The sequence below is a fragment of the Mesocryomonas lacus genome, assembly GCF_055730135.2.
The window spans coordinates 63,110-83,954 of sequence record NZ_JBUZWE020000002.1 but is presented as its reverse complement, the minus strand read 5'-3'; the positions used below and the strand labels follow the sequence as shown (position 1 = coordinate 83,954).

The window sequence follows — 20,845 nt, the reverse complement described above, 5'->3', positions numbered from 1 at the left end:
AAGAAGCGGCTTCGGCGGCCGGATGGCCCCGGCGCGGCGCCGGGTTACTCAGCTGCCGCATCGGCAGCGACGCGTGGCGGCGCCGCATCCGCCTCGCCGACCGGTTGCGGCTTCTCTGCGGCCGGCGTTTCCGCCGCCTGTTCGGCCTCCACCTCCTCGACGAACTCCGGCAGCTTTTCGGATGTCACCGGCTCGTCGCCGACGACGCGGCCACCCTTGAACTCGACGACGCGTTCGAAATGCTGTGCGTTGGCAGCGGCCGACAGCACCCAGAACGTGCCGAAAGGCTGTTCGGCCTGTGAGCCATACGCGATCGTCGAGGCGCAGATCTTCGACTGGCTCTCCTGGTCGAGCGCCGACAGGCCGCGGTTGACGATGAGATAGTCCGGCGCCTTCAACAGCGCGCGCGCCAGGCCGAGCTTCTGCTGCTGGCCGAGCGACAGGCGCTTGGCGCCGGCGCCAAGATCGTAGGACAGTCCGGCCTCCTGCACGATGCCGCCGAGCCCCATCTCCTCGAAACTCCTGAGCAGCAGTCCCTCGACCGCCTCGCCGGCGTTGGCGAGCTCGTAGGCGATGCGGCCGAAGAGCACGTTGTCCTGAATGCTGGAGGCCGGGTTGAATTCCTCGGGCTCGTTGAACACCAGCACCTCTGCCAGCTCGGGCGGGATCTCCTTCCGGAACAGTTTGCGCGTCTCCACCACCTTGGCCATGAAGGCGTCGTCGATGAAGCCGAGGCGGTGGCGCGGCTCGATATAGCTCAGCGCCAGCCGCACGAGGGCGGCCCGCTCGGGCTGGGCTGCCTGCTCGTAGCTCCGACCGGCGGCCCGCGCGAGCACCTGACGGTAGTCGCCGAGCTCTTCCGCCGTCATCACCGAAATGCGCTGCAGCAACGGATTGCCGGGCTCGAGGTCGCCGAACAGGTCGATCATCGTCGCCGCAATATCGCGGCCGATCTCGAACAGGCTGGCGGCAAGACCGGTGGCCCGCAGCGTCTCCCGGGCAAAGGGATGCACGTAGAACTGCGACAGGCCGAGCCGGGCATCGCGCGGGGCGCCGAAGACGATGTTCTCCATGATCGTCGCGTTGACGATGTAGCGGTCGGGATCGAAGGGCTCGACATAGGCCTCCATGCCCTCGGCCTTCAGCCGCTCGCGGAAGGCGTGCCGCGCCTGCAGGATGGTCGCGGCAGCTTCCTCCTCAAAGGCCTGGGGCACGCGCGTGCGCAGGCCGAAGAGCTGCACGTCGCGGTCGAGGACGACGAGCCGGAGCACCGTGGCGATCCGCCCGTTCAGATCGGCGGCAGAGGAAAGACCAATCGCCTGGTAGTCGATCCACTCGTCGCGAACGTCGAGCAGCGTGTTTCCCGACAGCCGGGTCTCGTGCCGCAGCAGTGCCTCCTGGCGATCCTTCGGGCGCTCGACATGGCCGACGGGGTAGTGCTTCAGGCCGTAGAGAAGCGATTCGCGCAGGCTGGTCCGGGGGAAATAGGTGGAGGCGTCGATATAGGCGATGCGGCGGCCGGTGACGGCCTCCGGCAGGGCGGCGAGCGGCGTGCCGTTCAGCGTCAACTGTCCGGCGCCGGGCGGGCGAAGCCGCGCCAGCACTTCCGCCACATGCTCGGCCCCCTCGCCGATCGCGGCGACCGCGGCCACCTTCTGGTGGATCGGCAGGTCGAGCGTCACCTCCTCGAACAGTCGGCCGTCCGACTCGTCCTGCGCGCTGACATTGGTCAGCACGAAGCCCGCGGCGAGCGGCCCCACCACCGCCTTCGACGGCTCCTGCAGCGTGATCTCGGCGATGTCGTCAATGTCGAACTGCTCGACCACCTGCTCGTATTTCACGGTGACATCGAGACGGATCTGGTCCCAGTCGATCAGGTCCTTCAGCGGCGAGGGCAGGTCCTTGTAGGCGGCGATGACGGCGACGAGCTGGCCGATGTCGAGCTGGCCGGTGATCGCGAAATAGCCGCCGAAGAGATAGAAGATGAAAGGCGTGACCTGGCTGAGGAAGTTGTTGAGGAACTTCACCAGGAACTTCCACTGGTAGATGTCGAAGCGAATCAGGAAGATCCGCCCGAGTTCCTCGGACACCCCGGCCCGCTCGTAATTGGACGTGTCGTTGGTGTGGACGCTCGAGATGCCCTCGACGATCTCGCCGACCCGGCCGGCGAACTGGCGGGCGGTGAGCTGGCGCTGGCGGCCGAGCACCAGCAGGCGCCGTCGCATGCGCGGGATCAGCACCACCTGGATCATCATCACGCCGAGCGCCACGAGGCCGAGCGTGAAGCTCTGCACGAAGATGAAGACGATGGCGGTGAGCACCTGGCTGATCAGGTAGACCGGCGTCACCACCGCATCGCCGATGAAGCCGCCGATCGGCTCCAGCTCGTCCTTGATCATCGAGGCGATCTCGGGCGAGCGCAGCTGGCGGAAGCGCAGGATCGGGAAGCGCAGGACGAGGTCGACGAACTCGTAGCGCATCCGCCGGAGCATGCGCTCGCCGAGCCGGCCCTTGTAGGTGTTGAGGTAGTATTTGAACCCGCCGTTGATGATCACCAAGAGCAGGAAGAGGCCGCTGAGGAGGTAGAGCGCATGCAAGCGGCTGAGGTCGAATCCGCCGAACACCGGCAGGTCGTTGCCGATGAAATCGGGCAGCGGAATCGAGAAGCCGAGATAGTTGTGCGTCGCGGACGCCCCCTCCTCGAAACCCTGGCCCTGGATCGGTCCGTTGACGATCAGCTTGGGAAGGTTCAGCGACAGGAACAGTGCCGGGATCGAGGCCACGACCACGAACAGCATCCAGATCTGCTGCTTCTTGGTGTGAAGCCAAGCATAACGGTAGAGCGAAACTGACATCGGCGCCGTCATATCCTGGATTCGCGAGAGGCGATGCTAGCAGTCCGGCGAACGCGGCGCCAGAATAGCGCCCTCGCCATCGCAAAGGTGTTGCCGTACCGCCGACCCCGCTCCTTCTCAGCTCACCTCCGGCTTGGTCCCGACCCGCCACACCGGTTGCAGTGCCGTGCCGCAGCTGTGATTTGCGGGAGAGCGCGCGAGCGACCATTTTCTGCAGAATAAGACCCGATGCAGCCTGCGGGACAGCTCCACGCGCGGCTGGCCCGTCCGGACGCCAATGGTTCCGTCATCTTCGCCCTGTCGCCTCTCACGCTACCAAGGAGTGGACCGATGTCCGCCAACAGCCATCTGACGAAACGTTTCGGCATCGCCGCCCTGACGCTCGCACTGCTTGCCGGGGGCGGCGCCCTTGTCAGCCAGCTGCCGGCGCAGGCGGCCGAGCAAGCCGTCATCATCCCGCCCCCGGCGGTCGACGAGAGCGGGGCCAAGGGAATGGAGACGGCGCTCCTCGCCGGCGGCTGCTTCTGGGGCGTGCAGGGCGTCTACCAGCACGTGAAAGGCGTCGAGAACGCCGTTTCCGGCTATGCCGGCGGCAAGGCTGACACGGCGACGTACGAGCAGGTCTCGACCGGCTCGACCGACCACGCCGAGACGGTGGCGGTGACGTATGATCCGAAGCAGATCACCTACGGCCAGATCCTGCAGATCTACTTTTCGGTGGCGCATGATCCGACCGAGCTGAACCGCCAGGGGCCCGACCATGGGACGCAGTACCGCTCGGCGATCTTTCCGGTGACGCCGGAGCAGAAAACCATTGCCGAGAAGTACATCGCCCAGCTCGACAAGGCCGGCGTGTTCGGAGAGAAGATCGTGACGCGGACCGATGCGGCGGCGAAGTTCTATCCGGCCGAAGCCTACCACCAGGATTTTCTCGCGCAGAATCCGAGATACCCGTACATCGTCGTCAACGACCAGCCGAAGATCGATAATCTAAAGCAGGTCTTCCCCGCGATGTTCCGGGCCAGTCCTGTGCTGGTCGCCGACGCCAAGAGCTGATCACAGCGCAAGCGGGCGTCGGTGCTTGCCACAGGCGCGCCGTGCCGCCATCTCTTCGCCTTCAGGCAATCGCCGGAGGAGACGGACATGGCGGGACCGAAGATCACCATCACCTTCTGCACCCAGTGCCACTGGCTGCTGCGCTCCGGCTGGATGGCGCAAGAGCTCATCTCCACCTTCGGCACCGACATCGGCGAGGTCTCGCTGGTGCCGGGGACCGGAGGTGTATTCGAGATCGCCTATGACGGCGACGTCATCTGGGAGCGCAAGCGCGATGGCGGTTTTCCGGAGGCCAAGGTGCTGAAGCAGCGGGTGCGCGACCGGATGGATCCCGGCCGCGACCTCGGCCACAACGACCGCTGAGCCAAGTTACCGTTCTTAGGACGCGCTACCAAGCACGCAAAATCTCAGAGTCTGACCTTTGAACAAACGAAGGCCGCGACACCAAAAGTGTCGCGGCCTTTCTATGTCTGGCGGGGCGATGTGCCTTCGGCTTAGCGGGCGTAGTAGACGACGCGCCGTTCCGCGGTCTTCACCACGTAGGGACGGCCGTCATGGTAGAAGTAGGAATAGCCGTCATAACCCTCGACCGGCTGCAGTTCGGCGCTGGCGGGCACCTCGTAGCCGATTTCGACATCGCCATCGATCGCCACCGGGTCTAGCGGATTGTCGGTGACGTAGCCGATGAGTTCGTCCGGCATGTCGTCCGGTGCGGCGGCCAGCGCCCCTTCTTCGACCGGAATGCCGTCTTCGTCGACGTAAACCACCTGGCGGTCCTCGGCCCGGACGACGATCGGCCGGTTGTCGGCATCGTAGAAATAGACGTAGCCGGGATGTTCCGGCACCGGCGTGAGTTGCACGTCGACGGGCACGACGCTGCCCTGGCTGATACGTCCTTCGAGCACGACAGGCGGGGTCGGATTGTCGACGACGTAGCGGCGAACCGACGGCGGTGCAGGCACCACGGCGATGACGGGTCCCGCCGATGGCCCGCCCTGATCGACGATGATCCCTTGGGCGAGCGCCGGGCCGGCTATCACGGCCATAAGGGCCGTCGAGAGGAGAAACTTGCGCATGGGCTTGATCCTTTGGAGCATGTCCTTCGGGGTCAAAACCCTGCTCGTCGTTCCATGTTCCGGATTTCGTGATCACAGGATGTGGCCGGTTGAGGCCGGAAGCGCTGCCAGAAGGATAGTCCGGCAGGCTGGCATCGCCTCGTCGGGCCCATCGAAGCAGGCCCCCAAGCCCCGCTGGCAAAGGGCGGCGGGAATGCGCTCCGCCCGTTCAGCCGACTTCGATGACGACCTTGTCGGGATAGAAGGCGACGTGATCGGCGATCTCGGTCACGCCCGCCTTCGGCGCGGCATAGCCCCAGACGGCGTTCTCGGCGGCGTGGCCGCCAGCGGAAATCGTCCAGTACTGCGCCTCTCCCTTGTGCGGACAGGTTGTGTGCCGGTCGGTCGGCAGCAGGAACTCCATCGCGACATGCTCTTTCGGGATGTAATAGACCGGCTCGTGTCCGCCCTCGCGCAGCATCAGTGCCTCCTTGGTCGAGGCGAGGATGTTGCCGTTGAAGTGGACGGTCACCGGCCGCGTCTCGCGCTCGATGGTGATGTATGGGTCCTGACCGGGGGTCATGGCGTGCTCCTTTGAAGGTCTCATTCTTCAGAACCGCGGCCGGACGGCACGGTTCCGCCGCCCTCCCGCCCCGGTCCCGCCCAGCCCTGCCCCGCCCGAGGCTGTCGCAAAACCGCTAGCCGATCCGCCGCGATGTTCTAGAAGGGGCTCGACGTCTTCAGGTCAGGAGAGATCGCCATGCGCGCCCAGCCGACAGCCACCCACTTCATCCACGGCGCCTATGTCGAGGATCCCGCCGGTGCGGTATTCGAAAGCCTCTACCCCGCGACCGGCGAAGCCATCGCGCGGCTGCATGCCGCGACGACGGAGACGGTGGAGAAGGCGGTCGCCTCGGCCGCCCTCGGCCAGGCGGAATGGGCGGCCAAGACCGGCGCCGAGCGCGGCCGGATCCTGCGCCGCGCCGCCGAGATCATCCGCGCGCGCAACCGCGAACTCTCGGAGCTGGAAACCCTCGACACCGGCAAGGCGCTCGCCGAGACGCTGGTGGCGGACGCGGCCTCGGGTGCCGACTGCCTCGAATATTTCGGCGCGCTCGCCGCCGACATCAAAGGCGAATACATCGATCTCGGCGGCTCCTTCGCCTATACCCGGCGCGAGCCGCTCGGCATCTGCGTCGGCATCGGCGCCTGGAACTACCCGATCCAGATCGCCTGCTGGAAGGCCGCGCCGGCATTGGCCTGCGGCAATGCGATGATCTTCAAGCCCTCGGAGGTGACGCCGCTGTCGGCGCTAAAGCTTGCCGAGATCCTGATCGAGGCGGGCGTTCCGAAAGGCGTCTACAACGTCGTCCAGGGCGCCGGCGACGTCGGCGCGGCGCTGGTCGGCCATCCCAAGGTCTCCAAGGTCTCGGTCACCGGCTCGATCGCCACCGGCGCGCGGGTGATGCAGGCGGCCGCCGCGCAGACCAAGCCGGTGACGCTCGAACTCGGCGGCAAGTCGCCAATCATCGTCTTCGCCGATGCCGACCTCGACGCCGCCGTCTCCGGCGCCATCCTCGGCAATTTCTACTCGACCGGCCAGATCTGCTCGAACGGCACGCGCGTCTTCGTCGAGCGCAGCGTGCGCGCGGCCTTCGTCGAAAAGCTCGTGGCGCGCGCGGAAAAGATCAGGCTCGGCGATCCGATGGACGAGGCGACCGACATGGGGCCGCTGGTCTCGCGGGCGCAGTACGACCGGGTGCTGTCCTATCTCGCGCTCGGCACCGAGGAGGGCGCGACGCTGGCGCTCGGCGGCAAGGCGGCACGGCCCGCCAACTTCGCCGACGGCCTGTTCGTCGAGCCGACGGTCTTCACCGACGTCACCGACACCATGCGGATCGGCCGCGAGGAGATTTTCGGCCCGGTGATGTGCGTCTTCGACTTCGACGACGAGGCCGAGGTGATCGAACGCGCCAACGCGTCGGAGATGGGCCTTGCCGCCGGCGTCTTCACCCGCGACATCGCCCGCGGCCACCGCGTGGTCGCCAGGCTGCAGGCGGGGACGTGCTGGATCAACGCCTACAATCTGACGCCGGTCGAGATGCCGTTCGGCGGCATGAAGCGCTCGGGCTTCGGCCGGGAGAACGGCCGCGCGGCGATCGAACACTACACGCAGCTGAAGTCCGTCTATGTCGAGATGGGATCGGCAGAGGCACCTTACTAAGCGGGGCAGAGGGCGGCGGCGATTGACAAGCGCTGCCGCCGCTGGTGGTTAGGACACGCAATGCGAGACTGGCTGATGAGACCGTGAGCGTGGACCAAGCGCGTCAATTCCTGGTGGAAAAGCTGCAGGCCGTGGCCGACGGTGACCGCTCCGCCTTGCGTGATGTCTATGAGAGAACTTCCGCGAAGCTATTCGGCGTCTGCCTGCGTATCTTGTCCGACAGGGAAGAGGCGGAAGACGTGTTGCAGGAAGTCTATCTTACGGTCTGGAACAAGGCCGATCGCTTCGACGCCGCGCGGGCGAGCCCGATCACCTGGCTGGCCACCATCGCCCGCAACCGTGCCATCGACCGCCTGCGGGTCGTCGGCCCCCGGCTGCGCGACCGCCCGGTCGACGCGGCGCTGGATATCGCGGCGCCCGATCCTGACGGGCTGGCCGTGCTCGAGCGCACCGAAGCCAACCAGCAGTTGGTCGACTGCCTCGAGACCCTCGACGAGCGGGCGCGCGGCGCCATCGTGTCCGCCTTCTACGGCGGGCATACCTACGAGCAGCTGGCGACGCGCGACAATACGCCGATCGGGACGATGAAGAGCCTCATCCGCCGCGGCCTTGCCAAGCTCAAGGGGTGTCTCGACCGATGAGCGACGCTGCCGACTTCGTCGACGACGACATCTTTGCCGCCGAATACGCCCTGGGCGTGCTGGATGGTCCCGGCCGCAGCCGCGCCGCCCGGCGCGTCCGCCGCGACGCGGCGTTCGCCCGCGCCGTCGAGGACTGGGAGACGCGGCTCGCGCCGATGCTGACCGCGATCGAGCCGGTCGAGCCGCCCGCCGGCCTTTGGCAGGCGATCGACACCGACCTCGCCCGCATCGCTCGCGTCCGCGCTGCGCTGACGCCGGCAGCTGTGCCCGCAACGGCCGGCCGCGTGTCGCATCTCTGGCAATGGTTCGGCGTCGGCTCTTTCGGCCTTCTGGCCGCCAGCCTCGCGCTGCTGTTCGTTGTGGTCCAGCCGCGGCCGCAGCTGCCGCCGCTCACCGCTTCGCTCGCGGCCGAAGGTGGCGGTGTGCCGCTCTATACCGCGGTGGTCTACCCAGGAGCACTGAGCGCAACGCTGGTGCCGGTCTCGGCCAACACCGATCCGGCGAAAGCGCAGCAACTGTGGCTGATCGCGCCGGAGGAGAACCCGGTCTCGCTCGGCCTTCTCAGCGCTACCGCGCCGCTGCGCATCGACATCACCCGCGAACAGCTCGCCAAGGGCGGGATGCTGGCGATCTCGCTGGAGCCGCCAGGCGGCTCGCCGACCGGGCAGCCGACCGGCCCGGTCATCGCCACGGGCGAGCTGAAGGAAATCTAGCGTGCCGTGCGTCCGATCGGGCGTACGGCGATCGCACGCCCCCGGACGATGGGTTCGGCGGCCTGGCGCCTCTCATCGTCCGGGGGCGTGCGGGCACTCGACCAGCGTCGACGCCAGCATGCCCGAGGACACGATGCTGCGACATTCCGCCGCCGTTACATGCGCTGCGCAAGCAAGCCCGCGTTTTTTAAGTGCTTTTTGCTGTTAGCGACGGTGAAAGAGGACGCGTTTGCAATGAACTGGCCTCGCCTTCAAATTTATTAGCGGGCCGCCTGCATCCGTTGCTTCGGGGGCACTCGTATATCCCGCACCTCTCCACAACGGGGAGAAACAGGGAGCCCTGACATGAGCCGCAGCCTTTCGACCTATGCCGCCATCCTCGCCGGAGCACTCGCGCTGGCCAGCCCCGTCTCCGCCCAGGTGATGGTCGGCGGCGCGCCGATGTACGCGTCCATGACGATCGCCGAGAACGCGCCCAACGCCCCGAACCTGTCGACGCTCGTCGCCGCCGTGAAGGCCGCCGGCCTTGTCGACACGCTGGCGTCCAAGGGCCCGTTCACCGTCTTCGCCCCGACCGACAAGGCTTTCGGCAAGCTGCCGGCCGGCACCGTCGAGACGCTGGTGAAGCCGGAGAACAAGGCGACGCTGACCAAGATCCTGACCTATCACGTGGTCTCGGGCAATTATTCGGCCAAGGAACTGATGGCCGGCGCCAAGAAGAAGGGCGGCATGCACCTCACCTCGGTCGAGGGCGCCCCGCTGACCGTCAAGATGAGCAAGGGCAAGCTCATCGTCATCGACCAGAAGGGCAACGGCTCGGTCATTCAGACCGCCGACGTCAAGCAGAAGAACGGCGTGGTGCACGTCATCGGCTCCGTCCTGATGCCGAAGTAAGAGCGCACCGCGGCGAGACGTCGCCGGCAGCGTGAAGCACGAGCCCGGTCGCTGCACGGCGGCCGGGCTTTTTTGGTCAGGTCGCGAAGATAATGCCGCAGCGCATGGCGGGCAGCGGGCGGCTCGGCTAGAAGAGGCGGCCGATGACCAAGCTCTTCTCCCTTCTGATCTGCCTGCTGATGCTGGTCCAGGTGATCCGCCCGCTGGGCCTGCCGCTGCTCCGCCGGCGCATCGACTTCTGGCGGCTGGCGCTGGCAGCCCTCGTCATCTTCGGCATCACCACGCTGATCCGCCCCTGACGCCGATCGGTTGCCGGTGATGTCCAGCGGATTTGCCTGACGCCGGTCGTTTGCCGGCGATGTCCGGCGGATTTGCCTGAAGCCGGTCTTTTGCCGGCGATGTCCGGCGGATTTGAATGTCGGACGGTGCTGGTGTAGAGCGGTCCACCGATCGTGACATCGCCGCAACAGCCGCTCACGGCTGCAACGACAGATCGTTCGGGCCTCATTGTCAGCGCGTTTGGCTGGTAGCGCCGCTGAAATCTTCTACCGCTCGTGCCAGGCTGGACAGTATTTACATGGACCGTATTCGCATCAGGGGCGGCAACACGCTGAACGGGACGATCCCGATCTCCGGCGCCAAGAACGCCGCTTTGCCGCTGATGATCGCCTCGCTGCTCACCGACGACACGCTGACGCTGGAGAACGTGCCGCATCTCGCCGATGTCGAGCAGCTGATCCGCATTCTCGGCAATCACGGCGTCGACTATTCCGTCAGCGGCAAGCGGATGAGCCAGACGCCGTCGAACGGCCGGACCATCCACTTTACCGCGCGCACCATCGTCGACACCGTGGCGCCCTACGAGCTGGTCTCGAAGATGCGCGCGAGTTTTTGGGTGATCGGGCCGCTGCTGGCCCGGATGCACAAGGCGAAGGTCTCGCTGCCCGGCGGCTGCGCCATCGGCACGCGGCCGGTGGACCTCTTCATCGACGGCCTGCGCGCGCTCGGCGCAACGCTCGACATCGAGAACGGCTACATCGTCGCCGAAGCCAAGGGCGGCCTCGTCGGCAACCGCTTCGTCTTCCCGAAGGTCTCGGTCGGCGCGACGCATGTGATGATGATGTCGGCAGCGCTCGCCAAGGGCCAGACCGTCCTCGAGAACGCCGCGCGCGAGCCGGAAGTGGTCGATCTCGCCGCTTGCCTCAACGCCATGGGCGCGAAGATCTCGGGTGCCGGCACGCCGACCATCACCATTGACGGCGTCACCGCGCTGTCGGGCGCCCGCCACCGCGTCCTGCCGGACCGGATCGAGACCGGCACCTACGCCATCGCGGTCGCCATGGCCGGCGGCGACGTGATCCTCGACGGCACCAACTCGCATCTCCTGCAGAACGCCTTCACCGCCCTCGGCCAGGCCGGCGCCGTCATCACCGACGTGCCGAACGGCGTGCGGGTGGTGCGCAATGGCGGCGGCGTGCAGCCGGTCGACGTCATCACCGACCCCTTCCCGGGCTTTCCAACCGACCTTCAGGCGCAGTTCATGGCGCTGATGACGCGCTCGAGCGGCGTCTCGCACATCACCGAAACGATCTTCGAGAATCGTTTCATGCATGTTCAGGAACTGGCCCGCCTCGGCGCCAAGATTTCGCTGTCGGGCCAGGTCGCGACGATCGAGGGCGTGCCGCGGCTCGCTGGCGCCCAGGTGATGGCGACCGATCTGCGCGCATCGGTCTCGCTGGTCATCGCCGGCCTCGTCGCCGACGGCGAGACCACGGTCAACCGCGTCTACCATCTCGACCGCGGCTTCGAGCGGCTGGAAGAGAAGCTCGTTGCCTGCGGCGCCGACGTCGAGCGCATCTCCGGCTAACCCGTCCGCGCCGTCCCTCTGCCGGGGCGGCGCTGGCGCGATTTTACCTTGCGGACGGCGTCGTGCCGCCCGCCGCCTTGCTTTTTCGGCCGAAAGGCCTGATTTAAGGCGCAATTCATTCCTTCAGGGCCACGTCGCGACGTGGCCGTCCCTGGCGGCTCCGACCAAAGCGTCGGCCGCCTTTCCCGTTTGAGGTCCGTATGGCGAAAGAAGAAGTTCTCGAATTCCCGGGTCTGGTGACCGAACTCCTCCCGAATGCGACCTTTCGCATCAAGCTCGAGAACGACCACGAGATCATCGCGCACACCGCCGGCCGCATGCGCAAGAACCGCATCCGCGTGCTGACCGGTGACAAGGTGCTGGTCGAGATGACCCCCTACGACCTCAGCAAGGGTCGCATCACTTACCGCTTCAAGTAGCGGGCGGGACGTATCGGCCTGATGGCAACGAAGCTCCACCTCGTGCTCGCCTCCGGTTCGCCCCGGCGGCTGGAGCTTCTGCAGCAGGCGGGCATCGAGCCCGAGCGGCTGCTGCCGGCCGACGTCGACGAGACGCCGGAACGCGCCGAGCACCCGCGCTCGCTCGCCAAGCGGCTGTCGAAGACCAAGGCCGAGACCGCCTTCGCCATCCTCAAGGAGCGCGGCGAGGGCGAGAACCGTCTGGTGCTCTCGGCCGACACCGTCGTCTCCGTCGGCCGGCAGATCCTGCCGAAGGCCGAGCTCATCGACGACGCGGTGGCGAACCTGCGCATCCTCTCGGGCCGCACGCACCGCGTCCACACCGGCGTATGCCTGATCGGCCCGTCGGAGAAGCTGCGCCAGCGCTTGGTCGAGACGCGGGTGCGCTTCAAGCGCCTGTCGCGCGACGACATCGACAGCTACCTCGCCTCCGGCGAATGGCGCGGCAAGGCCGGCGGCTACGCCATCCAGGGCCTCGCCGGCAGCTTCGTCGTGCGGCTCGTCGGCTCCTACACCAATGTCGTCGGCCTGCCGCTCTACGAGACGATCGCGCTGATCGGCGGCGAAGGTTTCGACATCCACCAGCGCTGGCGCGATTCCAGCGCCGCACCGGCTGCGACATGACCGCGACGGTCACCCCGCTGCGCCCGCGCGGAAAATGCCCGGAATGCAAGAAGGCATCGAGCCAGGCGACGTTTCCGTTCTGCTCGCCGCGCTGCAAGGCGGTCGACCTCAACCGCTGGCTTTCCGGCGCTTACGTCATCCCCGGCCCGGCCGAGGAGCTGTCGAGCCCCGAGACCGACGAGGACGAGCGGTAGCGCCGCAAACCCCTCTCACATCCGCTCCGTTACTTCCGCACCGCGCTGGTCGCCACGTCGAGGCCGTCGGCGATCGACAGCCAGTCGCGCGGATCGAGGGCGCTCTGCCGCTTGACGTAGGTATAGGGCGTGTCCCGCCAGGGCTTGACCCGCCAGTCGAGGTTGTCGAGCACGAAGTCGCCCGCCGTGGTGCGCAGCGTCAGCACCGCGTGCCCCTCGCCGTTGCGCTTGCGCACCACGGTGATCAGGAGGTCGTCGAGCGAGATGCCGGCGGCGTGCAAGGCCCGGCGCTTTGAGAGGACGTAGTCCTCGCAGTCGCCGCGCCGGCCGGGATAGGTCCAGCGCTCCTCGACGCCGTACTGCTCGACATCCGACATCGGCTCGATCGCGGCATTGGTGGCGGTGTTGATCGCGGCGACGGTGGCCGCAAGGCCGGTGGTCAGTGCCACCGGCGGTGCGAGCGGCCCGGGCTGGCGCGTACAGTCGCCCTGGTTTTCCTGGCAGAAGAGATGATGCCCGATGGGCACCGTGGTCGAAAGGCCGACGGTCATGGCGTCGGCGCGCGCGGCGCCCACCCCTGTCAAAACCCATAGGACAACCGCCAACCCGGCGCCGATGGCGCGAGCTCCCTGCATGCCTGACCTCCGAGACCGGAAATATCTGCTGACCAAGGGATGGTGGGTGCATCGCAAAAACTAGTCAACGCGGCGGTTCCAGCCGGGACACGGCTGAAGCAAGCTTAGACGGTCGATGACACGCCATCGGCAGGCGGGTGTGTGGTAGGAAGAACCGAAAAGCCTCGATGGCACAGGCACTTCGCCCGGCTCACAACAGGCTTGTGACGTTTCGGTCACAGGCCTGCGACAATTCTGTCAGCCCTATCTCGAGGCCGGAACCTTAGTCCGTCAGCTGCCGCGCGCCTGGGAGATGAGATCGCGCGCGGCTTGCTCGATGCGCAGAAGGTCTTCTTCGCGTGACAGCCGGTGGTCGCCGTCGCGGACAAGGGTCAGCACCACGCCCTCGGAGGGCAGCAGCGTGACGAGGTCGAGGGCATGGCTGAAGGGAACGTCCGGGTCCATCATCCCTTGGATCACGTGGACGGGGCAGCCGGTCTCGATCAGATCGTCCATCACGAGGTTCCGGGCGCCGTCCTCGAGCAGGGCACGGGTGTAGATCGTCGGCTCGGGTGAGTAGGCGGAAGGCTCGGTGCAGAGGCCTTTCGCCAGGAGATCGGCCTTCTGCGCGTCCGACAGAGCGGGCTCGACGAGCCGGCGGGTGAAGTCGGGCGCCGGCGCGAGCAGCAAGAGGCCTGCGATCCGCTGTCCGGCGCCCGCCTTGCGAAGCTCCGCGACGAGGCGCAGCGCGATCCAGCAGCCCATCGACGACCCGACGAGGATGACCGGACCCGCCGGCATGGCGGCGAGCACCGCCTGCGCCTCCTCCAGCCAGCGCGAGATGGTGCCGTCGAGGAAGCTGCCGCCGGACTCGCCGTGGCCGGAATAGTCGAAGCGGCAGAAGCCGAGCCCTGCGCCCGCCGCCAGCGCCGACAGCCGCTCGGCCTTGCCGCCCCGCATGTCGGACCGATAGCCGCCGAGCCAGAGCAGCGCCGGCGCTTCGCCGGCAAAGCTGCAGCAGGCGATGTCGCGGCGCGCCTCCCCCTCGCCGACGGCGATGAAATGCGGGGCGTCGGGATAGGTCGTGATGCTCATGGCGATTTCCTGCGGACCGTTTCAGGCGGGGCGCGTCATTTCTTGACACGATGAGGTGAAAATGCAGTTCGTCCGTGCTATATCAGGGGAGCTACCGGGGTGACGCGTGGAATCAAACACCTGCATCAGGCCCGGCATCTGAGATAAAGCATCAGCGTGAGCGGAGCCCGAGCGGGCCCGGCTGGCAACCCGCCGGCCCCTCGATCCGCCGCCACCGTGTATCGTCAACGTGTGTCGTCAACAGCCAGGAGACAACGACCATTCGCAGACCATTTCGTGCGCCGCCGGTCCAGAAGGAAGGGCCGCGTTCCAACAAGGACATCCGGATTCCCTTCGTCCAGCTGATCGATGCTGAAGGCCAGAATCGTGGCCCGACGCCGACGGCCGAAGCTCTGGCGCTCGCCGAAGAAGCTGGCCTCGACCTGGTCGAGATCGTTCCGACCGCCAATCCGCCGGTCTGCAAGATCCTCGACCTCGGCAAGCTGAAGTACGAAGGCCAGAAGAAGGCCGCCGAACAGCGCAAGCGCCAGAAGACGGTCGAGGTCAAGGAGATCAAGATGCGTCCGAACATCGACGATCATGACTACGAGACCAAGATGAAGGCGGTCCGCCGCTTCTTCGAGGAAGGCGATAAGGTCAAGCTGACCCTGCGCTTCCGTGGCCGTGAAATGGCGCATCAGGACCTCGGAATGGTCCTTTTGAACCGGGTTCGCGACGAGACCGCTGAAATCGCCAAGGTGGAAGCCGAGCCCAAGCTCGAAGGCCGCCAGATGATGATGGTCCTCGCCCCGCGCGGCTGACCAGCTGAGGCCGGGCGAGCGTCCCGGCAATAGATACTTCTTCGCCAGCAAGCGGAGCAGCAGAATAGAGCAGGACCGGGACGGCGAAAGCTGCTTCCGGTCTTGCTTTTTCACCGGTCCGTCCGCTATAGGGACCGTCTTCGACCGAGCGACCCGGCAGGGCATGCCGTGGCCGCTCCAAATGCCCCGCGCGACAATCCGAAATTCTTCGAATTGCTGGCGACCCCGCTCCCCGAGCGGTGACCGCTGCCGCGCTTCCACTCAAGGAGAGCAAAATGCCCAAGATGAAGACCAAGGCGGCCGCGAAAAAGCGCTTCCGCTTCACTGCCAACGGCCGCGTCAAGGCCGGTCCTGCCGGCAAGCGCCATGGCATGATCAAACGCTCCAACGACTTTCTGCGCAACACGAGCGGGACGATGATTCTGTCCAAGCCCGACGAGCGGATCGTCAAGATTTACATGCCGTACAACCGCTAAGCGGCCCGGCAGCGTTAGAGATCAAGGAGCAAGATCATGGCACGCGTTAAAAGAGGCGTCACCTCGCACGCCAAGCACAAGAAGGTTCTCGAGCAGGCCAAGGGTTTCCGCGGCCGCCGGAAGAACACCATCCGCACGGCGCTCGCCGCCGTAGACCGGTCGAAGCAGTACGCGACGCGCGACCGTCGCACCAAGAAGCGCAACTTCCGCGCCCTCTGGATCCAGCGCATCAACGCGGCAGTCCGTGAGCATGGCCTGACCTATGCCCGCTTCATCGACGGCCTGACCAAGACCGGCATCGAAGTCGACCGGAAAGTCATGTCCGACCTCGCGATCCACGAGCCGGAAGCCTTCGCGGCGCTCTGCGCCTCGGCCAAGGCGGCGCTCGACTACCTGAAGGAACAGAACCCCAACTCGTACGAGCGGGCGATCGGCGAAGTCCGCGCCGCCTAAAGGCAGCCTAGCTGCCTGAGGCAGCAGACTTTCCATCCGACCTTCAAAAGGCCCGCCGGCATCCGCCCGCGGGCCTTTTTCGTGGCAGGGGCGCCAGCGCATCGCCTGAATGGCGGGAGCGCTTTTCTTCGCCGTCCCGGCACGTTAGAACCCCGGCAAAGGCCGATAGTGCGTCTTGCGTCCTAGCGGACGGACGACGCTCTGGGCCAATCGACCTACCCGGATGGAGTGGACCGTGACCGATCTTGCCGCGCTCGAGGCGCAACTGACGACCGACATCGCCGGCGCCTCCGACGAGGCCTCGCTGGAAGCGATCCGCGTCGCCGCGCTCGGCAAGAAGGGCGAGATTTCCGAGCTCTTGAAGGGGCTCGGCAAGATGAGCCCGGACGAGCGGCGCGAAGAGGGGCCGAAGCTCAACGGCCTGCGCGACCGCGTGACCGTGGCGCTGGCGGAACGCCGCGAGGCGCTGGCCGATGTCGCGATATCAGCCCGCCTGGCCGCCGAGACGCTCGACGTCACGTTGCCGGTGCGCGCGACGCCCGCTTCCCGCGGCCGGCTGCATCCGATCAGCCAGGTGATCGACGAGATCACCGCGATCTTCGCCGACATGGGCTTCTCGATCGCCGAGGGGCCGGACATCGAGACGGACCACTACAACTTCACCGCGCTGAACTTCCCCGTCGGCCATCCCGCCCGCGAGATGCACGACACGTTCTTCCTCCAGCCGGACGCGAACGGCGAGAGGAAGCTGCTGCGAACGCACACCTCGCCGGTGCAGATCCGCACCATGGAGGCGCAGAAGCCGCCGATCCGCATCGTCATCCCCGGCAAGACCTACCGCCAGGACTCGGACGCGACGCATACGCCGATGTTCCACCAGGTCGAGGGGCTCGTCATCGACAAGACGGCCAACGTCGCCAACATGAAGTGGGTGCTGACCGAGTTCTGCAAGACCTTCTTCGAGGTCGAGAGCCTCAACATGCGCTTCCGCCCGTCCTTCTTCCCGTTCACCGAGCCAAGCCTCGAGGTCGACATCCAGTGCGACCGCTCGGGCTCGGAGATCCGCTTCGGCGAGGGCACGGACTGGCTCGAAATCCTTGGCTGCGGCATGGTGCACCCGAATGTCTTGCGCGGCGTCGGGCTCGACCCGGCGGAGTACCAGGGTTTTGCCTGGGGCATGGGCATCGACCGCATCGCCATGCTGAAATATGGCATGCCGGACTTGCGCGACTTCTTCGACGCTGACGTGCGCTGGATCGAGCATTACGGCTTCCGCCCGCTCGACGTGCCGACGCTCTTCGGTGGCTTGAGCAGCTAACATGCCGCCGCTGCTGCGGTGGAAGGGATATCGTTTTTTCTTCTACTCGGTAGATGGTTGGGAGCCGCCCAACATCCACGTTGTGCGGGATGGGCGCGAAGCGAAAATCTGGCTGCGGGATATCCGTCTTGCTGCCAATGCCGGTCTATCGGACCGGGACCTCGGCGACGTGCTGAAGGTTGTTCGAGACAAGCAGGCAGAGTTCCTGGAGGTCTGGCATGAGCATTTTGGACGTTGACGTCGAAGCGACGCAGCCGATCGTGGCGGGTTGCCGCGATGGATCACTGTGGGTCCGTCTGCAGGACGGTCGCGAGCTCAGCGCGCCGCTGTGGTGGTATCCGCGTCTTCTTTCGGCCGATGCCGTCTCGCTGTCCCTGATCGAGCTGTCGCCCATGGGCCTGCACTGGCCGGCGCTAGACGAAGACATTTCGGTCGCCAGCATCCTGCGCGGCCAGAAGGCGCCGGGGGCAATTCCGCCCTCGCGCAATACGGCGGGGTCCTGATGTCCATCCGACTGATCTTCCTGGAAGCGATCGGCGTCGTCTGCGGCGCGGTGATCGGCGTGCTGGTGTTCCTCGTTCTCGCCTGGCTGTTCGCGGGCGACTACCTCGCGCTCGTCGACACTTTCGGCGGCATCGCGGTCGCCGTGGTGGTCAGCGTGATCTTCGCCGTCTTCTACCACTACATGTCGCAGACGCCGGCAGCGCTCGCTTCCTTCTTCGTCGGCTTCGCACTGCCGGTCCTGGTCGGAGCGGTCATGATCGGCAATGTCGCGACGACGATCGGGCCGTTGCTCGCGGTCTTCGGCTTCGCGCTGTCGGCGCTTCTCGTCTACCGCTTCGTCTTCACGAAGGCGGCCGAGCGGACGCCGATCCAGACGGTCCAGCCGACCGCGCCGCTGCCGCCCGCCGATCCCCCGCGCGGTCCCTTCTGACGGCCGGCGCCGGCATGCCCGCGAGGGCGCCAGTGCGCCGGCCCCCACGCAACACCCTTTCTGCCGCGGGAAAGCCCGGCCGATGACCTGAGGTCGATGACATCATGAAATTCACGCTCTCCTGGTTGAAGGACCATCTCGAGACCGAGGCGCCGCTCGCCGAGCTCTGCGACAAGCTCACCTCGCTCGGCCTCGAGGTCGATGGCATCGACGACAAGGCGGCGATGCGCCCGTTCCGCATCGCGCGGGTGCTCTCCGCCGAGCGCCATCCCGACGCCGACAAGCTGCAGGTGCTGATGGTCGACGCCGGGCCCGAGGTGAACGGCGGCCAGCCGCTGCAGGTGGTTTGCGGCGCGCCGAACGCCCGCGCCGGGCTCATCGGCGTGCTCGGCTTGCCCGGCACCTACGTCCCCGGTCTCGACGTGACGCTCGGCGTCGGCAAGATTCGCGGCGTCGTGTCCAACGGCATGATGTGCTCGGAGCGCGAGCTGCTGCTCTCCGACGAGCACAACGGCATCATCGACCTTCCGGCGGACGCCCCCGTCGGCACGGCCTTCGCCGACTATGCCGATCTTGCCGATCCCGTGGTCGAGATCGGGCTGACGCCGAACCGGCCGGATGCCACCGGCATTCACGGCATCGCGCGCGATCTCGCCGCCGCCGGCCTCGGCAAGCTGAAGCCGCTGGCGACCGAGCCGATCGCCGGCAACGGTCCCTGCCCCGTCGCCGTCCGCCTGGACTTCGCCGAGGGCGCCTCGCTCTGCCGCGGCTTTGGCTTGCGCAAAGTGTCGGGCGTCGAGAACGGCCCCTCGCCGGACTGGATGCAGAAGCGGCTGCTGGCGATCGGCCTGCGCCCGATCTCGGCGCTGGTCGACATCACCAACTACCTCACCTTAGACTGCGGCCGCCCGCTGCACGTCTTCGATGCCGCCAAGGTCTCGGGCGATCTCGTGGTGCGCAGCGCCCGCGAGGGAGAGACCATCCTCGGCCTCGACGGCCGCACCCACACGCTCGCACCCGGCATGTGCGTCATTGCCGATGATCGGGGCGTCGAATCGATCGCCGGCATCATGGGCGGCGAGGCGTCGGGCTGCGATGAGACCACCACCGACGTGCTGATCGAATCGGCGCTGTGGGAGCCGCTGAACGTCGCCCGCACCGGCCGCGCGCTCGGCATCATCACCGATGCCCGCTACCGCTTCGAGCGCGGCGTTGACCCCGACTTCATGGAGCCAGGGCTGGAACTCGCGACGCGGCTGGTGCTGGAGATCTGCGGCGGCACGGCGTCGGACGTAGCCGTCACCGGCAAGACAACGCCCGATCGGCGCTCGATCCGCCTCGCCTTCACCGAGGTTGAGCGGCTGACCGGCCTTGCCGTGTCGGCGGAGGAGCAGACCGGCTTCCTCGCCCGCCTCGGCTTCGAGGTCAGCGCCGATGCGGACGGCGCGACCGTCGTGCCGCCGACCTGGCGGCCGGACGTCGAGGGCAGCGCCGACCTCGTCGAGGAGGTGATGCGGATGAAGGGCGTCGACCTCATCGAGCCGCGGCCGCTCGCCCCCCTCGGCTCGGTCAACGGCCGCATCCTGACGACGCCGCAGATCCGCGACAAGGCCGCGCGCCGGGCGCTCGCCGCCCGCGGCATGGTCGAGGCGGTGACCTATTCCTTCGTGCCGGAAGCCCACGCGAAAGCCTTCGGCGGCGGGGCGGACGCGCTGCGGCTGGCCAACCCGATCTCGGCCGACCTCTCGGACATGCGCCCCTCGCTGCTGCCGAGCCTCATCGCCGCCGCCGGCCGCAACGCCGCGCGCGGAAATCCCGACGTCGCGCTGTTCGAGGTCAGCCACGTCTACGCCTCGGACCTCCCGGACGGGCAGCGGCGCGTCGCCGGCGGCATCCGCCGCGGCACGGCAGGCCTTGCCGGCGCCGGGCGCTTCTGGAGCGGCAATGCCGCGCCCGTCGGCGTCTACGACGCCAAGGCCGATGCGATCGCCGCGCTAGAGGCTGCCGGCGCGCCGGTCGCCAACCTACAGATCGAGGCCGGCGCCAGCGCCTGGTATCATCCCGGCCGCTCGGGCCGGATCAAGCTCGGCCCGAAGGTCGTGCTCGCCGAGTTCGGCGAGTTCCACCCGCGGACCCTGAAGACCATGGGGGCCACCGGTGCCTTTGCCGGCTTCGAGGTGTTCCTCGGCGAGATCCCGGAGCCGAAGCGCAAGGCCACCCGCACCAAGCCGGTGCTGAACCTGTCGAGCTTCCAGCCGGTGCGACGCGACTTCGCCTTCGTCGTCGATGCTGCTACCGAGACGCAGAAGATCCTGCGCGCGGTGGAGGGCGCCGACCGCAAGCTGGTGTCGGAGGTCCGGGTGTTCGACATCTTCGTCGGTGCAGCGCTCGGCGACGACAAGAAGTCGGTCGCGGTCGAGGTGACGCTGCGGCCGATGGAGCGCACGCTGACCGACGAGGAGCTGGAGGCGGTGTCGGCGAAGATCGTCGCGCAGGTGGCGAAGGCCGCGGGCGGCGTGCTGCGGACCTGACGCTCTTTAGGACGAATGCGCGCCCACAACTCTCTGGCGATGC

General features: G+C 67.0%; 24 protein-coding genes. 19 read left to right on the top strand and 5 right to left on the bottom strand.

The window, feature by feature from the left end:
- Positions 1-44 precede the first annotated feature (44 nt).
- Positions 45-2,855: an ABC transporter transmembrane domain-containing protein gene (locus tag ACZLZY_RS03340; RefSeq protein WP_472932029.1), complete on the bottom strand. Its 2,811-nt coding sequence runs from the start codon at positions 2,853-2,855 to the stop codon at positions 45-47.
- Positions 2,856-3,185: 330 nt separating this feature from the next.
- Between ACZLZY_RS03340 and msrA the strand changes: the two genes are divergently transcribed.
- Both msrA and ACZLZY_RS03330 read left to right on the top strand, forming a co-directional pair.
- Complete coding sequence (msrA, locus tag ACZLZY_RS03335; protein ID WP_472932028.1) at positions 3,186-3,911, top strand: peptide-methionine (S)-S-oxide reductase MsrA; 726 nt, start codon at positions 3,186-3,188, stop codon at positions 3,909-3,911.
- Between the two features lie 87 nt (positions 3,912-3,998).
- Positions 3,999-4,274, top strand: a complete 276-nt coding sequence (locus ACZLZY_RS03330) for an Rdx family protein (protein WP_472932027.1) — start codon at positions 3,999-4,001, stop codon at positions 4,272-4,274.
- A gap of 131 nt (positions 4,275-4,405) precedes the next feature.
- Here the strand turns inward: ACZLZY_RS03330 and ACZLZY_RS03325 are convergent, their stop codons facing one another.
- Both ACZLZY_RS03325 and ACZLZY_RS03320 read right to left on the bottom strand, forming a co-directional pair.
- Entirely contained in the window at positions 4,406-4,987 is a 582-nt protein-coding gene (locus ACZLZY_RS03325; RefSeq protein ID WP_472932026.1) for a DUF1236 domain-containing protein, read from the bottom strand.
- A gap of 208 nt (positions 4,988-5,195) precedes the next feature.
- Positions 5,196-5,549, bottom strand: a complete 354-nt coding sequence (locus ACZLZY_RS03320; protein WP_472932025.1) for a DUF427 domain-containing protein — start codon at positions 5,547-5,549, stop codon at positions 5,196-5,198.
- Between the two features lie 177 nt (positions 5,550-5,726).
- Here ACZLZY_RS03320 and betB point away from each other — a divergent pair, with 177 nt between their 5' ends.
- The 9 genes from betB (at position 5,727) to yacG (ending at position 12,581) form a co-directional block, all read left to right on the top strand.
- Positions 5,727-7,190 (top strand): betaine-aldehyde dehydrogenase, encoded by a 1,464-nt coding sequence (gene betB, locus ACZLZY_RS03315; protein WP_472932024.1) that lies wholly within the window; start codon positions 5,727-5,729, stop codon positions 7,188-7,190.
- A gap of 89 nt (positions 7,191-7,279) precedes the next feature.
- On the top strand, positions 7,280-7,831 hold the full coding sequence (locus ACZLZY_RS03310) for a sigma-70 family RNA polymerase sigma factor (protein ID WP_472932023.1): 552 nt from the start codon (positions 7,280-7,282) through the stop codon (positions 7,829-7,831).
- Positions 7,828-8,544: an anti-sigma factor gene (locus ACZLZY_RS03305; protein ID WP_472932022.1), complete on the top strand. Its 717-nt coding sequence runs from the start codon at positions 7,828-7,830 to the stop codon at positions 8,542-8,544. Before ACZLZY_RS03310 ends, ACZLZY_RS03305 begins: the two co-directional genes overlap by 4 nt.
- Positions 8,545-8,889: 345 nt before the next feature.
- Entirely contained in the window at positions 8,890-9,438 is a 549-nt protein-coding gene (locus ACZLZY_RS03300; RefSeq protein WP_472932021.1) for a fasciclin domain-containing protein, read from the top strand.
- 143 nt (positions 9,439-9,581) lie between these two features.
- On the top strand, positions 9,582-9,737 hold the full coding sequence (locus tag ACZLZY_RS03295) for a hypothetical protein (RefSeq protein WP_472932020.1): 156 nt from the start codon (positions 9,582-9,584) through the stop codon (positions 9,735-9,737).
- A gap of 278 nt (positions 9,738-10,015) precedes the next feature.
- A complete protein-coding gene (gene murA, locus ACZLZY_RS03290; protein WP_472932019.1) occupies positions 10,016-11,305 on the top strand; it encodes a UDP-N-acetylglucosamine 1-carboxyvinyltransferase in 1,290 nt (429 codons plus the stop codon).
- A 200-nt stretch (positions 11,306-11,505) separates the two neighbouring features.
- Positions 11,506-11,724: a translation initiation factor IF-1 gene (gene infA, locus ACZLZY_RS03285; protein ID WP_056509387.1), complete on the top strand. Its 219-nt coding sequence runs from the start codon at positions 11,506-11,508 to the stop codon at positions 11,722-11,724.
- 21 nt (positions 11,725-11,745) lie between these two features.
- Positions 11,746-12,387 carry a Maf-like protein gene (locus ACZLZY_RS03280; protein ID WP_472932018.1) on the top strand — a complete coding sequence of 214 codons (642 nt, stop codon included), beginning with the start codon at positions 11,746-11,748 and terminating at the stop codon, positions 12,385-12,387.
- Positions 12,384-12,581, top strand: coding sequence for a DNA gyrase inhibitor YacG (yacG, locus tag ACZLZY_RS03275; protein WP_472932017.1), 198 nt, complete (start codon positions 12,384-12,386; stop codon positions 12,579-12,581). The genes ACZLZY_RS03280 and yacG overlap by 4 nt, the downstream gene beginning before the upstream one ends.
- Positions 12,582-12,610: 29 nt before the next feature.
- On the opposite strand, the gene ACZLZY_RS03270 is transcribed toward yacG, so the two are convergent.
- On the bottom strand, positions 12,611-13,216 hold the full coding sequence (locus ACZLZY_RS03270; RefSeq protein ID WP_472932016.1) for a transglutaminase-like cysteine peptidase: 606 nt from the start codon (positions 13,214-13,216) through the stop codon (positions 12,611-12,613).
- A gap of 270 nt (positions 13,217-13,486) precedes the next feature.
- Positions 13,487-14,290, bottom strand: a complete 804-nt coding sequence (locus tag ACZLZY_RS03265; RefSeq protein ID WP_472932015.1) for an alpha/beta hydrolase — start codon at positions 14,288-14,290, stop codon at positions 13,487-13,489.
- Positions 14,291-14,550: 260 nt separating this feature from the next.
- On the opposite strand from ACZLZY_RS03265, the gene infC reads away from it, so the two are divergent.
- The 8 genes from infC to pheT all read left to right on the top strand — a co-directional run bounded on the left by infC (position 14,551) and on the right by pheT (position 20,802).
- Positions 14,551-15,090, top strand: a complete 540-nt coding sequence (gene infC / locus ACZLZY_RS03260) for a translation initiation factor IF-3 (protein ID WP_472932380.1) — start codon at positions 14,551-14,553, stop codon at positions 15,088-15,090.
- 275 nt (positions 15,091-15,365) lie between these two features.
- The gene (rpmI, locus tag ACZLZY_RS03255; RefSeq protein ID WP_472932014.1) at positions 15,366-15,566 is read left to right on the top strand and encodes a 50S ribosomal protein L35; all 201 of its coding nucleotides are present in this window, start codon (positions 15,366-15,368) and stop codon (positions 15,564-15,566) included.
- 36 nt (positions 15,567-15,602) lie between these two features.
- Positions 15,603-16,019 (top strand): 50S ribosomal protein L20, encoded by a 417-nt coding sequence (gene rplT, locus ACZLZY_RS03250; protein ID WP_472932013.1) that lies wholly within the window; start codon positions 15,603-15,605, stop codon positions 16,017-16,019.
- 235 nt (positions 16,020-16,254) lie between these two features.
- Positions 16,255-17,337, top strand: a complete 1,083-nt coding sequence (pheS, locus tag ACZLZY_RS03245) for a phenylalanine--tRNA ligase subunit alpha (protein WP_472932012.1) — start codon at positions 16,255-16,257, stop codon at positions 17,335-17,337.
- 1 nt (position 17,338) lies between these two features.
- A complete protein-coding gene (locus ACZLZY_RS03240; RefSeq protein WP_472932011.1) occupies positions 17,339-17,575 on the top strand; it encodes a DUF4160 domain-containing protein in 237 nt (78 codons plus the stop codon).
- A complete protein-coding gene (locus ACZLZY_RS03235) occupies positions 17,556-17,840 on the top strand; it encodes a DUF2442 domain-containing protein (RefSeq protein WP_472932010.1) in 285 nt (94 codons plus the stop codon). Before ACZLZY_RS03240 ends, ACZLZY_RS03235 begins: the two co-directional genes overlap by 20 nt.
- Positions 17,840-18,271: a hypothetical protein gene (locus tag ACZLZY_RS03230; RefSeq protein ID WP_472932009.1), complete on the top strand. Its 432-nt coding sequence runs from the start codon at positions 17,840-17,842 to the stop codon at positions 18,269-18,271. Before ACZLZY_RS03235 ends, ACZLZY_RS03230 begins: the two co-directional genes overlap by 1 nt.
- Positions 18,272-18,375: 104 nt before the next feature.
- Positions 18,376-20,802 carry a phenylalanine--tRNA ligase subunit beta gene (gene pheT / locus ACZLZY_RS03225; RefSeq protein ID WP_472932008.1) on the top strand — a complete coding sequence of 809 codons (2,427 nt, stop codon included), beginning with the start codon at positions 18,376-18,378 and terminating at the stop codon, positions 20,800-20,802.
- Positions 20,803-20,845 lie beyond the last annotated feature (43 nt).

Coding starts and splice junctions, on each gene's coding strand:
- ACZLZY_RS03330 (WP_472932027.1), top strand. CDS start 3,999: ATGGCGGGACCGAAGATCACCATCACCTTCTGCACCCAGTGCCACTGG.
- pheT (WP_472932008.1), top strand. CDS start 18,376: ATGAAATTCACGCTCTCCTGGTTGAAGGACCATCTCGAGACCGAGGCG.
- yacG (WP_472932017.1), top strand. CDS start 12,384: ATGACCGCGACGGTCACCCCGCTGCGCCCGCGCGGAAAATGCCCGGAA.
- betB (WP_472932024.1), top strand. CDS start 5,727: ATGCGCGCCCAGCCGACAGCCACCCACTTCATCCACGGCGCCTATGTC.
- infA (WP_056509387.1), top strand. CDS start 11,506: ATGGCGAAAGAAGAAGTTCTCGAATTCCCGGGTCTGGTGACCGAACTC.
- ACZLZY_RS03240 (WP_472932011.1), top strand. CDS start 17,339: ATGCCGCCGCTGCTGCGGTGGAAGGGATATCGTTTTTTCTTCTACTCG.
- ACZLZY_RS03235 (WP_472932010.1), top strand. CDS start 17,556: ATGAGCATTTTGGACGTTGACGTCGAAGCGACGCAGCCGATCGTGGCG.
- msrA (WP_472932028.1), top strand. CDS start 3,186: ATGTCCGCCAACAGCCATCTGACGAAACGTTTCGGCATCGCCGCCCTG.
- ACZLZY_RS03305 (WP_472932022.1), top strand. CDS start 7,828: ATGAGCGACGCTGCCGACTTCGTCGACGACGACATCTTTGCCGCCGAA.
- rplT (WP_472932013.1), top strand. CDS start 15,603: ATGGCACGCGTTAAAAGAGGCGTCACCTCGCACGCCAAGCACAAGAAG.
- murA (WP_472932019.1), top strand. CDS start 10,016: ATGGACCGTATTCGCATCAGGGGCGGCAACACGCTGAACGGGACGATC.
- ACZLZY_RS03280 (WP_472932018.1), top strand. CDS start 11,746: ATGGCAACGAAGCTCCACCTCGTGCTCGCCTCCGGTTCGCCCCGGCGG.
- ACZLZY_RS03325 (WP_472932026.1), bottom strand. CDS start 4,987: ATGCGCAAGTTTCTCCTCTCGACGGCCCTTATGGCCGTGATAGCCGGC.
- ACZLZY_RS03295 (WP_472932020.1), top strand. CDS start 9,582: ATGACCAAGCTCTTCTCCCTTCTGATCTGCCTGCTGATGCTGGTCCAG.
- ACZLZY_RS03300 (WP_472932021.1), top strand. CDS start 8,890: ATGAGCCGCAGCCTTTCGACCTATGCCGCCATCCTCGCCGGAGCACTC.
- ACZLZY_RS03230 (WP_472932009.1), top strand. CDS start 17,840: ATGTCCATCCGACTGATCTTCCTGGAAGCGATCGGCGTCGTCTGCGGC.
- ACZLZY_RS03270 (WP_472932016.1), bottom strand. CDS start 13,216: ATGCAGGGAGCTCGCGCCATCGGCGCCGGGTTGGCGGTTGTCCTATGG.
- ACZLZY_RS03265 (WP_472932015.1), bottom strand. CDS start 14,290: ATGAGCATCACGACCTATCCCGACGCCCCGCATTTCATCGCCGTCGGC.
- rpmI (WP_472932014.1), top strand. CDS start 15,366: ATGCCCAAGATGAAGACCAAGGCGGCCGCGAAAAAGCGCTTCCGCTTC.
- ACZLZY_RS03340 (WP_472932029.1), bottom strand. CDS start 2,855: ATGTCAGTTTCGCTCTACCGTTATGCTTGGCTTCACACCAAGAAGCAG.
- ACZLZY_RS03320 (WP_472932025.1), bottom strand. CDS start 5,549: ATGACCCCCGGTCAGGACCCATACATCACCATCGAGCGCGAGACGCGG.